The sequence below is a fragment of the Streptomyces sp. NPDC007983 genome (assembly GCF_042958345.1).
Classification (GTDB): domain Bacteria; phylum Actinomycetota; class Actinomycetes; order Streptomycetales; family Streptomycetaceae; genus Streptomyces.
Genome location: NZ_JBIBJI010000007.1, coordinates 110,072 through 123,170, shown reverse-complemented (window position 1 = coordinate 123,170; position 13,099 = coordinate 110,072). Strand labels below are relative to the sequence as shown.

The window sequence follows — 13,099 nt, the reverse complement described above, 5'->3', positions numbered from 1 at the left end:
TTATTCTCCCTTCCGAACATCTGTCGCCACGGGGCCCCAAAATTTTGTAACAGTGCGGATATCGCACAACTCAGCGCCCTGCCATGGCCGTCGGGGGGACCACGGTGGCCCGGCACGGCAGGGCGTAGCGTGACACCCCGAAGCTCAAATGAACCTCTGAACCGCGAGCGCCGTGGATTCGTCCTCCCCTCAGAGGGTCATTACCTCGACAGACGAGAACGGCAGGAGAAGGGGGAGCCATGACGCGTCTCGGGACCGGAATCGGCTGGCGACCGGAAATCGCCGAGGACATCGCGCGCCTGCCCGGCATCGACTGGGTGGAGGTCGTGGCCGAAAACGTCTGCCCCGGACATGTGCCCGACGCGCTGCTGCGGCTGCGCGAGCGCGGCACGACGGTGGTTCCGCACGGCGTCTCCCTCGGCCTCGGCGGCGCCGAGCGGCCGGACCCCGAGCGGCTGTCGGCCCTCGCCGAGCGGTCGGAGGCGCTGGGGTCGCCCCTGGTCACCGAGCACATCGCGTTCGTACGGGCCGGAGGGCCGCTCACCGGCTCGCCCGCCATCGAGGCAGGTCACCTGCTGCCCGTGCCGCGCACCCGGGACGCGCTGGACGTGCTGTGCGAGAACGTGACGATCGCCCAGGAGGCGCTCCCGGTGCCGCTCGCGCTGGAGAACATCGCGGCGCTGATCTCCTGGCCCGGCGAGGAGATGACCGAGGGGCGGTTTCTGGCCGAGCTGGTCGAGCGGACCGGCGTACGGCTGCTCATCGACGTCGCCAACCTGCACACCAACCACGTCAACCGGGGCGAGGACCCGGCCGAGGCGCTGGACGAGCTGCCGACCTCCGCCATCGCGTACGTCCATGTGGCGGGCGGCGTCGAGCGGGACGGGGTGTGGCACGACAGCCATGCCCATCCGGTGACGCGGCCGGTGCTCGACGTGCTCGCCGAGCTGTGCGCCCGTACGACGCCGCCCGGGGTGCTGCTGGAGCGGGACGAGGACTTCCCGGCGGCCGAGGAGCTGGCGGCCGAGCTGGACGCGATCCGCGCGGTGACGGCGGCCGGGGCGACGGCCACCGAGGCCGCGCCTGCACCGGAGCACCGTCCGGGCGGACCGGGCATATCCGGTACCGACGCCGCCCGGGAGCGGCTGGCGCGCGCCCAGACCGCCCTGCTGTCGGCGCTCGTCGCGGGCGCCCCGGCGCCGGAGGGCTTCGACCGGCAGCGGCTCGGGGTCCAGAGCCGGGCGCTGACGGCCAAGCGGGCCGGGGTGGTCGCCAAGGTCGCCCCCGAGCTGCCGGAGATCCTGGGCGACGGCTACCGCCGGGCGTTCGAGCGGTACGCCGACGGCCGCCCCATGACCGGCGGCTACCGCCGCGACGCGATGGCGTTCGTCGAGCAGCTGCTGGCGGCCGACGACGTGGCGAACGCCGGGACGCGGCGACGGCTGACGCTGTGGTGGCAGGAGCGCTCCGGGCCCGCCCCGCTGCCCTCGCACCCGCTGGCGCGCTTCGCCCGCCGGGCCCGGCTCGTGCTGAGCGGAGGGTGAGCGGCATGAACGCGATCGTGATCCTGGTGTACGTGGCGGTGACCGCGTCGTCGGTCTTCGTCATCAGGGGCACCGTACGAACGCGGCGGGCCGCCGCGGGCGCGCCGGACAGCGGCGTGAACGACCTGATGGAGGCCGCGTTCCTGGCGGGCGGGCCCGGCCGGGTGGCCGACACGGCGATCAGCGAGATGCACACCGACGGGCGGATCGCGGTCGGCGGGCCCGGGGTGGTCTCGGTGCGTCAGCCGGTCGCCCGCAATCCGGTCGAGAACGCGCTTCTTACGGTGCTCACCCATTCCCCGAACGGCGCCTTGGACCGGCTGCGCCGGGAGCTGATGCGCACCCCGGAGGTGCAGGGGATCGGGGACGAGCTGGCGCGACGCGGGCTGATGGTGCGCCCCGACGCCCTCCGGTTCTGGCGGAAGGCGGCACGAGCGCAGGTGATCGGCTGCTGGCTGTGCGTCCTCCTGGGCATCCTGGCGAGTTTCGGCCAGGCGGTGGTGGACCGGGTCCCGGTGATCTTCATGCTCATTCCGGCGCTGTTCTTCGGCTTCGTGATCGGCGCAAGTTGCGGGCGGCTGGCCAAGGGACGGCTGACCCCCGCCGGACGGCGCGCCCTGGACGCCTTCCGGCGGGACACCGAGTCGGCCGCTGCCGGGCCGTGGGACGGGCCGCCCCAGGGGCCCTGGTCCGGCGCGTCCGCCGCCACGGCGGGGACCGCGCCCGTCGCGGCCGCCGTGGCGCTGGGCGGCGTGGGCGCCCTGAGCGCGGACACGCTGCTGCGGGACCAGCTGACGCAGGCGCAGCGGATGACGGGCGCGGGATCGTCCTCGGCCGCCGCGGGTTCGGGTTCGCCGGGCTACTCGGACTCCTCCGGCGGCGCCTGGTGCGGTGGCGGCTCCGGGGGCTCCGGTTGCGGCGGCTCGTCGTGCGGCGGCGGCTCCTCATGCGGGGGCGGTGGTTCCGGCTGCGGCGGGGGCGGGGGCGGTTCGAGCTGTGGCGGCGGAGGCGGCTGCGGCGGAGGCAGCTGACCGCTCACGAACCGTGGCGCCGAATCGTGCATATCGCGAAATCTGTGGCGCGGAACCGGTCGGGTCCAGTAGAACTCGGCCATGTTGTGGGTCCTGTTCCTGCTCGTCGCATGGTGCTCGGCAGTGGTCAGCTGCACCCGCCTGTGCCTCGCCGCGGTCGCGGCCGCCCAGCCGATGGACGCCGGTCCGGAGCCGGAGGGGCGGACCCTGAGCCTGTACGAGGCGGCGTTCCTGGCCGGAGGGCCGCGGCGGGTCGCCGATCTCGCCCTGGTGTCGATGTCCCGTGAGCGCCGGCTGCTGCTCGCCCACACCGGCTGGGTCACCGTCGTGGACCCGGACGGCCGGGACGACGTCGAACGCTCGGCCATCGCCGCGATAGGCCCGCTGGGCCAGTCCCCCGTGCCGCCGGTCCGCACCGCGCTGGCCGACGCCGACCCGGTGCGGGCGCTGGCCGACCGGCTGGTGGCGGCGGGGCTCGCGGTGCCCGCGGGGGCGCAGGCGGACGTGGCGGCCGCGGTGCGGCAGGTGCGGCTGGCGTGCGTCGTGGTCCTGCTGACGGGGGTGGTCGCGCTGCTGATGGTGCCGCCCGCGTCGGGCCCGGGGCCGGCGCTGGCGTGGTTCGCGCTGCCGCTGCTCCTCACGGCGAGCTGTCTGGTGATCGCGCGGATCGAGGTGCATCCGTACTCGTGCTGGGCCTCCCCCGCCGGGCAGCGGCTGCTGGGCCGGATCGACGTGCCACCGCGACGGCCCGTCGCCCAGCGCGCCGGGGGCGGGGCCGACGAGGAGCACGACGACGGCGAGTTGCTCACCGCGCTCGCGGTCCACGGCACCGTCGCCCTGCCCGATCCGGCGCTGCGCGCGGCACTGAGGGCGCATTGGGGTCATTGACCCCGACACCGCGGCCCGGTGCTTTACATGGCCAATCACCGCACCAAGTATCCCCTTTATCGCGATGTGCGGAGGGACGGCTTGTGAGAGCAGCAGCGCTGTACGGCATCCTCGGCCCGCTGTCCCTGTCCCTGGCCATGACCGCGCTGTTCGCCACCCCCGCCACCGGCAGACCGCTCGCCGCGCCGCCCGCGCGCCCCACCACGGCGGTCGTCGCCGGGGGCCCGGCGGTGACCGCCGTCGAGGCGGCCGCGCCCCCCTGGTCCGCCTCGCCCGCCTCCGCCGTGCTGGCCTCCCCCGCGCTGGCCGTGCCCCGGGGCGGCGCCGCCGAGGCCCGCGGGGTGGCGGTGGCGGCCCGGAAGGCGGCCGCCCGGGGCATCGCCTTCGGCCACTGCCCGCGCGTCGAGGAACTGTCGTCCGGCGTTCGCTGCGGCACCGTCTCCGTACCGCTGGACTACGCGCGGCCGCACGGCAAGCACATCCGCCTCACCGTCAGCCGGATCCGCGCCTCCGGCCCCGAGGCACGGCGGCAGGGCGCGCTGGTCTACAACCCGGGCGGGCCGGGCGCGTCCAGCATGACGTTCCCCGAGTACGCCGCCGAGGACGCCTTCCACAAGACGGCCGCGGTCTACGACTTCGTCGGCTATGCGCCCCGCGGAGTCGGCCGCTCCGCGCCCGTGTCCTGCCGACGGCCGGCGGACTTCGCCAAGACGCCCACCAGCTCACCGCAGCGCCCCTCCGCGGCGTATCTGCGGGCGATGGTGACGCGGGCGCGCGCGTACGCCCGGGGCTGTGCGCGCCGTACGGGGGCGGCCCTGCGGCACATCACCACGCTCAACAACGCCCGTGACCTCGACGTGCTGCGCGCCGCGCTCGGCGAGCAGCGGCTGACCTTCGTGGGCGCCTCGTACGGCACGTACTACGGCGCCGTCTACGCGACGCTCTTCCCCCGCCATGTGCGCCGCATGGTGTTCGACAGCGTGGTCAACCCCGGCCCCTGGCAGATCTGGTACCGCAACAACCTCGACCAGTCCCTGGCCTTCGAGCGGCGCTGGACGGACTGGCGCCGCTGGGCCGCCCGGCACCACGCCGTCTACCATCTCGGCACGACCCCCGCCCGGGTGCTCGCCTCGTACCGGAAGGCGGCGCACCGCCTGGCGCGGAAACCCGCGGGCGGCCGCGTCGGCACCGGCGAGCTGCAGGACGCGTTCGTACGGGCGGGCTACAACGACGCCTACTGGGATCCCAGCGCGCGGGCCCTCTCCGCCTATCTGCGCGGCGATTCCCGGCCGCTGATCGAACTGGCCGCGTCCGAGTCCGGGGACGCGGTGGCCGACGAGAACGGCAACGCCGTCTACACCGCCGTGGAGTGCAACGACGCGCCCTGGCCGCGCGACTGGGCGAGCTGGAAGCGGGAGAACACCGCCCTCGCGCGCCGCGCGCCCTTCGAGACCTGGGACAACGTGGCGATGAACCTGCCCTGCGCCTACTGGCCGCTCGGGCACGACACCCCCATGGACGTGACCGCCCGGCCGGGGCTGCCGCCGGTGCTGCTGCTGGCGGCCGAACGGGACGCGGCCACCCCGTACGCGGGCGCCAAGGAGCTGTGGCGCAGGCTCCCCACCGCCTCCCTGGTGACCGAGCGGAAGGCCGGTACGCACGGCCTGTGGGGCGGCCCGAACGCCTGCGTCAACCGCAAGGTCGACACGTATCTGCTGACCGGGAGGACACCGGGCCGGACGGCCTACTGCGCGCCGCGCGCGGCGCCGGAGCCGCGCCCGGCGCCGATGCCCGAGTCCGGCAAGCAGCCCGCGCTGCCCGGCGCCCCGGGAGCGCCCGGCACCCCGGGAGGGTCCGGGGCGCCCGGGATGCCGTGACCGTCGGACCGGCCGTCAGGCCAGACCGGCGACCAGCTCGGAGACCGGCTTGCGCCGCCCGGTGTAGAACGGCACCTCCTCGCGCACATGACGGCGCGCCTCGGAGGCACGCAGATGGCGCATCAAATCGACGATCCGGTGCAGCTCGTCCGCCTCGAAGGCCAGGATCCACTCGTAGTCGCCGAGGGAGAACGACGCGACGGTGTTGGCGCGCACATCCGGGTAGCCGCGCGCCATCTTGCCGTGGTCCGCGAGCATCGTGCGGCGCTCCTCGTCGGGGAGCAGATACCAGTCGTAGGACCGTACGAAGGGGTAGACGCTGACGTAGTCGCGCGCGTGCTCGTCCGCGAGGAACGCGGGGATGTGCGACTTGTTGAACTCCGCCGGGCGGTGCAGCGCCATGTTCGACCAGACCGGCTCCAGTGCACGGCCGAGCCGGGTGCGGCGGAAGAGGTTGTACGCCTCCTGCAGGGCGTCGGAGGTCTCCGAGTGCCACCAGATCATGACGTCCGCGTCCGCCCGCAGCCCGGAGAGGTCATAGGTGCCGCGCACGGTGACGTCCTTGGCGGCGAGCTGCGCGAAGAGCTGCTCGACCTCGTCGGCGTAGCCGGTGCGGTCCTCCGGCAGCACATCGCGCAGCCGGAACACCGACCACAGGGTGTAGCGGATGACCTCGTTGAGGTCCTTGGCCTTCTTCCCGGCGTTGGGAGCCTTCGGAGACGGGGTGGTCTCGGGCGTGTCGGGGGTCTCGGGAACAGCAGCAGTCATGGCTCCTATTCTCGCTCTCCGCCGTGCGGGCCCGCCGCCAGGGTCGCCGTGAGCGGCTTCAGCAGCTCATCGGCGGCCGTGCGGGCGGATCCGACGCACGCGGGGATGCCGACGCCGTCGTAGAGCGCGCCGCACACCCGCAGTCCGGGCAGCTTGGCGACCTCCGCGCGGATCCGGGCGACGCGGTCGAGGTGGCCGACCGGGTACTGGGGCAGTCCGCCGTCCCAGCGGGTCACCCGGGTCGCCACCGGCTTGGCGGCGAGGCCGGTGGCCGCGCCGAGATCGGCGAGCGACATCCCTACCAGATCGGCGTCGTCGCGCTTCAGATGCTCCTCATCCTCAAACCGCCCGATCGAGGTACGCAGCACGAAGAGATCGGGCGCGGAGTCGCGGAGCCAGCCCCATTTGCGGCTGGAGAACGTGGCCGCCTTGATCGTGTGGCCGTCGACCGGCGGGACCAGAAAACCGCTGCCCTCGGCCAGCGACGCCACGTCCTCGCGGCGGAAGGCCATGGTGATCAGCGCCATGGAGGCGTAGTCGACGGTGGCCAGCTCGGCGGAGGCGGCCGGGGAGTCCGCCGCCAGGAGCCGGGCGGCGGCGGGCGCGGGGGCCGCCAGCACGACCGCGTCGGCCCGCAGCGCCCCGTCGTCGGTGACGACGGTCCAGCCGTCGGCGGCCCGCCGCAGCTCCCGTACGGGCGCGTCGGTGCGGATCTCGCCGCCCGCGGCCCGTACAGCGTCGGCCACGGCGAGCGGCAGGCGGCCGATGCCGCCGTCGATGCCCATGAACACCGGCCCCTCCTGCCGCTGGGCCGACCGCTCGGCCAGCGCCCGGACCCCCTCGGACAGCGGGCGGTTCGCCTTGGCCAGTTCGAAGAGGGCCGGCACCGCGGCCCGCATCGAGGTGCGGTACACATCCCCCGCGTACACCCCGCCCAGCAGTGGCTCGACCAGCCGGTCCACGACCTCCCTGCCGAGCCGCTCCGCGATGAATCCGCCCAGCGCCACGTCCTCGCCGACCGGGGTGGGCGGCAGCTCCGCGTCGCGGGCGATGCGGGCCAGCCCCTCGTCCGAGATCACCCCGGACGCGGCGAGCGGCGCGAGGTCGCCGGGCACGCCCATCACATGGCCCCTGGGCATCGGCCGCAGGGCGCCGCGCGTCCACAGGGCGGCGGTCGCGGTCGCGGGCGGCTGCAGCCGCTCGCCGAGGCCGACGGCGCGCGCCAGCTCCACCGCCTCCGGGCGCCGGGCGAGCATCGATTCGGCGCCAAGGTCCACGGTCACGCCCTCGATCTCGCCCGAGCGCAGCTTGCCGCCCAGCCGCCCCGACGCCTCCAGCACGGTCACCCGCGCCCCGCCGGACTGCAGCCGGTGGGCGGCCGCGAGGCCCGAGATCCCGCCGCCGATGACGACGGCATGGCCGGTGTGCCGGGGGTGCGGGGAGGTCGCTGCGCTCATGCCCCCACTCTCTCACCCGCCCCCAGGGGGTGATGGGCGGAGGCCGTGGCGAGGTCGGCCTCGATGCGGGCGGCGGCGGTCCGCAGCGCCGGAAGCAGCTCCTCCCGGGTGGCCTCCGCGCTGCCGCGGCCCGCGTGGGTGGCGATGTTGAGCGCGGCCACCACCTGGCCGTCCGCACCCCGTACGGGCACGGCCAGGGACCGCAGTCCCTCCTCCAATTCCTCGTCCACCAGGGCGTATCCGTCCCTCCCGGTGCGCTCCAGGACGCGGGCCAGCTCGGGCACGGCGGTCACGGTGTGCCGGGTCAGCGGCTTCGGGGCGAGCCCGGCGAGATAAGCGGCGCGCGCCTCCGGGCCGAGCCCGGCGAGCAACACCCGTCCCATGGATGTCGCGTAGGCGGGGAAGCGGGTGCCGATGGTGATGTTGACGCTCATGATCCGCACGGTGGGCACCCGCGCCACATACCGGATGTCGTCGCCGTCGAGGACCGCAAGCGACGCCGACTCGTGGACGGTGCGGACGAGTTCGCGCATATGGGGCTGGGCCAGCTCGGTGAACGACAGGTCGCCCAGCGGCGCGTAGCCCAGCTCCAGCACGCGCGGCAGCGGGCGGAAGGCCCGGCCGTCGGCCGCCGCGTACTCGGCGTATCCCAGATCGACGAGAGTGAGCAGGGAGCGGCGCGCGGTGGCCCGGGGCAGCCCGGTGGCCTCGGCGACGGCGGTGAGCGTGAGCCCGTGCCGCGCGGCGTCGCCCTCCGCCCCCTCCCCCGGCGTGCCCAGCGCCCGCAGCACGGCGAGGCCGCGCGCGAGCGACTGCAGATACCCGGCCCCCAGCTCCCGCTTGGCCGCCCGCGCCGGATCCTCGGCGGGCCCGGCACCGGACCCGGCGGCCGAGCCCGCCGTGGCCCGCCCCGGCTGATCGGGCTCGGCACGGGCCGCCTCCGCCGGATTCGCCCGGCCGACCGGCCCCGCACCGTGCCCCGCGGGGCCCGCCGGGGCGCCCCCCGGGCCGGAGGCGCCCGGCCCGGTGAGCGCGCGCCCCGGCGGGCGCCCCCGGCGCGTGGGCGGGGCGGCCAACGCCGCCTCCATCTCCGGGATCAGCGCGCGCAGCGGACCCAGCACGGCGGCCCGCAGCGAGGCCACGTCGTGGCGGCTGGTGTGACTGACGACGTTCACCGCGCACGCGGTACGGCCCGAGGCGTCCCGGACCGGGACGGACACCGCCACCAGGCCGGGCTCGATCAGCTGGTCGTCGGCCGCCCAGCCGGTCCGGGCGGCCTCCCGTGCGCGCGCCTCGAAGCCGGTGTCGGCGGCGGGCCGGTGGCGCGGCGGAACGGCGGGGAACGCGGCGTCGAGGGGGTCGGCGGCGCGGCGGGCGCGCCAGGCCGCCCAGGCCCGCTCGTCCCACTCGGCGGCGAAGAGCGCGCCCGGGGCGCAGCGCTCGGCGGGGAGCAGATCGCCGATGCGGAAGGCGAGGGACATGGTGCGGCGGCGGGTGGCCTGGACGACGAAGCGCGCCCCGTCGCCGTCCGGCACGGCGACCGAGACCGATTCGTCGAGCCCGTCGGCCAGCCGCTCGGCGAACGGACCGAGCGCGTCCGGCAGGCCGCTGGCGGCGAGGTAGGCGTTGCCCAGCTCCATGAGCCGGGCCGCGAGGCTGACGTCGCGCCCGTCGAGCCGCACATATCCGAGCTGTTCGAGCGTGCCCACGACGCGGTCGACGACGGACCGGGCGAGCCCGGTGCCGCGCACGAGGTCGCCGGGCCGGACCGTGGCATCGCCCTGGTGCGCGGCCAGCCGGGTCAGCTCGCAGAGCACGGCGAGGCCGCGCTCGAGAGGGCCGACGGGGCCATTGACAGGTGGGGACACCGGACCGAGACTCATCACAACTCACATTATGAACGAAGTTTCACTCCGCGAACAAGTGGGGATCCTCATCCCACCCGGCCCGGACGGCCGGCCCGGACGAAGGGACGTTTCGATGCGCACGACCGTCGGGATCATCGGTGGAGGACCCGCCGGCCTGCTGCTCGCCCGTCTGCTGCACCGCGCCGGGGTGGACTGCGTCGTGCTGGAGAGCCGGGACCGGGCCTATGTCGAGCGCCGGCAGCGGGCCGGGATCCTGGAGCAGGGCACCGTGGACGTGCTGCGGGAGTGCGGCGCCGCCGAGCGCCTGGACCGCGAGGGGCTGCCGCACCAGGGCATCGAGCTGCGCTTCGAGGGCCGCGGCCACCGCGTCGACTTCCCCGCCGCCACCGGCGGCAAGGCGGTGACGGTCTATGCCCAGACGGAGATCGTCAAGGATCTGGTCCGGCTCCAGCTGGCCGACCCCGGGGGGCCTCCGCTGCTGTTCGAGGCCGAGGCCCTGGCGATCGAGAAGGCGGATTCCGGGGCCCCGGTCATCCGCTTCCGCCACGAGGGCCGTGAAGAGACGCTGAGCTGCGACTTCGTGGCGGGCTGCGACGGCTTCCACGGCATCGCCCGGCGCGCGGTCCCGGCCGGTCTGGTCCGCACCTTCGAGCGCACCTATCCGTATTCCTGGCTGGGGGTGCTGGCCGATGTGCCGCCGTCCTGCGAGGAGTTGATCTACGCCCGCCATCAGCGCGGCTTCGCGCTGCACAGCATGCGCTCCCCGCAGGTCTCCCGGCTCTATCTCCAGGTGCCGAACGACACCGATCCCGCCGACTGGTCCGACGAACGGATCTGGGACGAGCTGTCCACCCGCTTCGCCCTCGACAACAGCGGGTGGAGACTGGAGCGCGGTCCGATCACCGCCAAGTCCGTGACCCCGATGCGCAGTTTCGTGCAGGAGCCGATGCGCCACGGCAGGCTCTTCCTCGCGGGCGACGCGGCTCATATCGTGCCGCCGACCGGGGCCAAGGGGCTCAACCTCGCCGTCGGCGACGTGGTCACCCTGGCCCGCGCGCTCGCCCATCACCACACCACGGGCTCGACCGAGCTGCTGGACGGCTATTCGGCGACCTGCCTCGCCCGGGTGTGGCAGGCCGAGCGCTTCTCGTACTTCATGACGGACACCCTGCACCGGCGCCCGGAGCAGAGCCCGTTCGAGGACCGGCTGCAGATCGCCCAGCTGGACCGGATCGCCACCTCCCGCACCGCTTCCGCCGAGCTGGCCGAGAACTACGTCGGCCTCCCGCTGTCATGACGGCCCCGGCGAGCCCCCCGGTCGGCCACCGCCCCGACGCCGGGCGGTCGGTCGCGGGCCGGGTGCTGGCCGTGCTGGACGCGTTCGACGCCTCGCACCGCTCGCTGTCGCTCACCGCTCTCGCCCGGCGCGCCGGGCTGCCGCTGGCCACCGCGCACCGGCTGGTCGCCTCGCTCACCCGCTGGGGCGCCCTGGAGCGCGACACCTCGGGGGCGTACCACATCGGGCTGCGGCTGTGGGAGGTGGCGACGCTGTCGCCGCGCGGGGTCGGGGTGCGCGAGGCGGCGCTGCCGTTCATGGAGGACCTGTACGAGGCCACCCATGAGAACGTCCAGCTGGCGGTGCGCGACGGCCTGGAAGTGGTCTTCGTCGAGCTGATCTCCGGCCGCTCCGCGGTCCATGTGCGCACCCGGGTCGGCAGCCGCTGGCCGCTGCACGCCACCGGCGTCGGCCTGGTGCTGCTCGCGTACGGGCCGCCGGGGCTTGGCGAGCGGGTGTGCGCCCGGCCGATGCGCCGGTTCACCGAGCGGACCATCCAGGATCCGGCGCGGCTGCGGGCCACGCTCGCCGAGGTGCGGCGCACCGGGATCGCGGTCAGCGACCGGCAGATCACCATGGACGGGCTGTCCATCGCCGCCCCGGTGCGGGGTCCGCGCGGGGAGGTGGTGGCCTCGCTGTCGGTGGTGGTCCCGGCCGCGGAGGGGCGGGCACCGGGGCTGATACCAGCGGTGCGGGTCGCCGCCCACGGCATCTCCCGTACTCTCGCGGCCGCCTGGGATCAAGAGTCCCTTGCCGAGGCTTCCGGCTGACGGAAGACCTGGGTCCGCCTCTTGCCGGAGGTGCCTCCACGCCACATCCTGTGGGGCGCACCGCGCTCCGAGCTGGAACACCCAACACCCAAGGGGGCCGCCCGAAGTGACCATCGAGGACACCGCAGCGCGGGAGCCGACCGCCCGGCGCACCGGCTGGCAGCCGTATCACACGCTGTGGGCCATGCTGCTCGGCGGCTGGCTCTTCTCCTACGCCGATCGCACCCTCACCGGCCCGGTGGTCACCTGGCTGATCGAGAACGACCACGGCATGCTGGGCTCCGCCGGCCATCCGCATGCCCTCGGCGGACTGATCGGCAGCCTCTTCTTCGCGGGCTACATGCTCACCCAGTTCCCCGGCGGCTATCTCGGCGACCGCTTCGGCCATCGCACCATGCTCGCCGTCTCGCTGCTGTGGGCCGGGGTGGCGACCCTGGCCAGCGGGCTGGTGAGCGGGCTGATCGCGTTCGTCGTCCTGCGGGTGCTGACCGGTCTCGGCGAGGGCGTCTTCTACTCCAACGACCGCGCGCTGATCGCCCAGCGCACCCCGCCCGCGAAGACCAGTTTCGGCATGGGTGTGGCCATCACCGGGCTGTCCATCGGGCTGACGATCGCGACCATCAGCACGCCCTATCTGATCGACTGGGGCGCCGAGGCGTTCGGCCGGGAGGACGCCTGGCGGATGCCGTTCCTGGTGCTGGGCGGTGCCACGCTCGCGTTCGGCTGGATCACCACGGTCTATATGCGCCGCATCGGCGGCCCGCTGAAGGCCACCGGCTCCACCCTGCGGCTGCTGGGGATATCAGGAGTGCTGTGCGCGGCCGTCATGGCGGTCTATCTGATCGCCGACGGGGCGGGGATGCCGAGCTGGGGCGTGGCCGTCCTGGAGTGCGTGCTCGCGTTCGTGCTGATCGGGGCGATCTTCGCCAGGCGCGGGTCGCGGCTCGGCGCCATCTCCCGGAACCGCAATGTGCTGTTGCTCAGCTTCGCCTTCATCGCGGTCATGTGGAACCTGTGGTTCTTCAGCTTCTGGTCGGTGTCGATCGTCGCCGACGCCGCCCACAGCTCCTTCCAGAACGCGGCGCTGGTCGCGACGTTCAACGCGGGCGCGGGCATCCTCGGCTTCCCGGTCGGCGGCCGGCTGTCGGACCTGGCGAAGGACCGGGGGTGGGGGCGGCGGCCGCTGCTGATCGCGTTCACCGTGGTCCAGGGGGTGCTGGTGCTGGTCTTCGCGGCCTATCTCCAGGCCCAGGAGAAGCCGTCCCTGCTGGTGATGTCGATCCTGCTGTTCGTCACCAGCCTGTTCTTCAACGCCCTCCAGCCGATGGCGCACGCCCTGCTGAACGATGTGGTCGACGCGTCCGAGCGCGGCGCCGCCTTCGGCCTGTTCAACCTGGTCGGGGAGATAGGCGCGGTGATCAGCCCGGCGCTGAGCGGCACCCTCTTCGACCACTACGGCAGCTGGACGTCCGCCGTCTACATCGACGGCGCGCTGATGCTCACGAGTGCCGTTCTGTACGTCCTGGTCCGCGAGCCCATGGCGCGCTCGTAGCGTGGTAC

At 74.3% G+C, this 13,099-nt stretch carries 10 protein-coding genes; 7 read left to right on the top strand and 3 right to left on the bottom strand.

The annotated features are described in order from the left end of the window. Positions 1 to 239 precede the first annotated feature (239 nt). The 4 genes from ACFZCY_RS23155 to ACFZCY_RS23140 all read left to right on the top strand — a co-directional run bounded on the left by ACFZCY_RS23155 (position 240) and on the right by ACFZCY_RS23140 (position 5,340). Positions 240 to 1,544 carry a DUF692 family multinuclear iron-containing protein gene (locus ACFZCY_RS23155; RefSeq protein ID WP_391176296.1) on the top strand — a complete coding sequence of 435 codons (1,305 nt, stop codon included), beginning with the start codon at positions 240 to 242 and terminating at the stop codon, positions 1,542 to 1,544. A 5-nt stretch (positions 1,545 to 1,549) separates the two neighbouring features. After that, entirely contained in the window at positions 1,550 to 2,575 is a 1,026-nt protein-coding gene (locus tag ACFZCY_RS23150; RefSeq protein WP_391176293.1) for a TIGR04222 domain-containing membrane protein, read from the top strand. Between the two features lie 81 nt (positions 2,576 to 2,656). After that, entirely contained in the window at positions 2,657 to 3,463 is an 807-nt protein-coding gene (locus ACFZCY_RS23145) for a TIGR04222 domain-containing membrane protein (protein WP_391176291.1), read from the top strand. Between the two features lie 83 nt (positions 3,464 to 3,546). Further along, positions 3,547 to 5,340: an alpha/beta fold hydrolase gene (locus ACFZCY_RS23140; RefSeq protein ID WP_391176288.1), complete on the top strand. Its 1,794-nt coding sequence runs from the start codon at positions 3,547 to 3,549 to the stop codon at positions 5,338 to 5,340. A 15-nt stretch (positions 5,341 to 5,355) separates the two neighbouring features. Here ACFZCY_RS23140 and hemQ read toward each other — a convergent pair whose 3' ends face one another. From hemQ to ACFZCY_RS23125, 3 genes are read right to left on the bottom strand one after another with little or no spacing between them, the layout of a single operon-like run. Continuing rightward, on the bottom strand, positions 5,356 to 6,108 hold the full coding sequence (gene hemQ / locus ACFZCY_RS23135) for a hydrogen peroxide-dependent heme synthase (RefSeq protein WP_391176284.1): 753 nt from the start codon (positions 6,106 to 6,108) through the stop codon (positions 5,356 to 5,358). A gap of 5 nt (positions 6,109 to 6,113) precedes the next feature. Continuing rightward, entirely contained in the window at positions 6,114 to 7,565 is a 1,452-nt protein-coding gene (gene hemG / locus ACFZCY_RS23130) for a protoporphyrinogen oxidase (protein ID WP_391176280.1), read from the bottom strand. Continuing rightward, positions 7,562 to 9,448 (bottom strand): IclR family transcriptional regulator C-terminal domain-containing protein, encoded by a 1,887-nt coding sequence (locus ACFZCY_RS23125; RefSeq protein WP_391176277.1) that lies wholly within the window; start codon positions 9,446 to 9,448, stop codon positions 7,562 to 7,564. The genes hemG and ACFZCY_RS23125 overlap by 4 nt, the downstream gene beginning before the upstream one ends. Positions 9,449 to 9,545: 97 nt before the next feature. Between ACFZCY_RS23125 and ACFZCY_RS23120 the strand changes: the two genes are divergently transcribed. The 3 genes from ACFZCY_RS23120 to ACFZCY_RS23110 all read left to right on the top strand — a co-directional run bounded on the left by ACFZCY_RS23120 (position 9,546) and on the right by ACFZCY_RS23110 (position 13,091). Further along, entirely contained in the window at positions 9,546 to 10,730 is a 1,185-nt protein-coding gene (locus tag ACFZCY_RS23120) for a 4-hydroxybenzoate 3-monooxygenase (RefSeq protein WP_391176274.1), read from the top strand. Continuing rightward, positions 10,727 to 11,539: an IclR family transcriptional regulator C-terminal domain-containing protein gene (locus tag ACFZCY_RS23115; RefSeq protein WP_391176271.1), complete on the top strand. Its 813-nt coding sequence runs from the start codon at positions 10,727 to 10,729 to the stop codon at positions 11,537 to 11,539. The genes ACFZCY_RS23120 and ACFZCY_RS23115 overlap by 4 nt, the downstream gene beginning before the upstream one ends. A gap of 106 nt (positions 11,540 to 11,645) precedes the next feature. Then, entirely contained in the window at positions 11,646 to 13,091 is a 1,446-nt protein-coding gene (locus tag ACFZCY_RS23110; protein WP_391176268.1) for an MFS transporter, read from the top strand. The last annotated feature ends 8 nt before the right edge of the window (positions 13,092 to 13,099 follow it).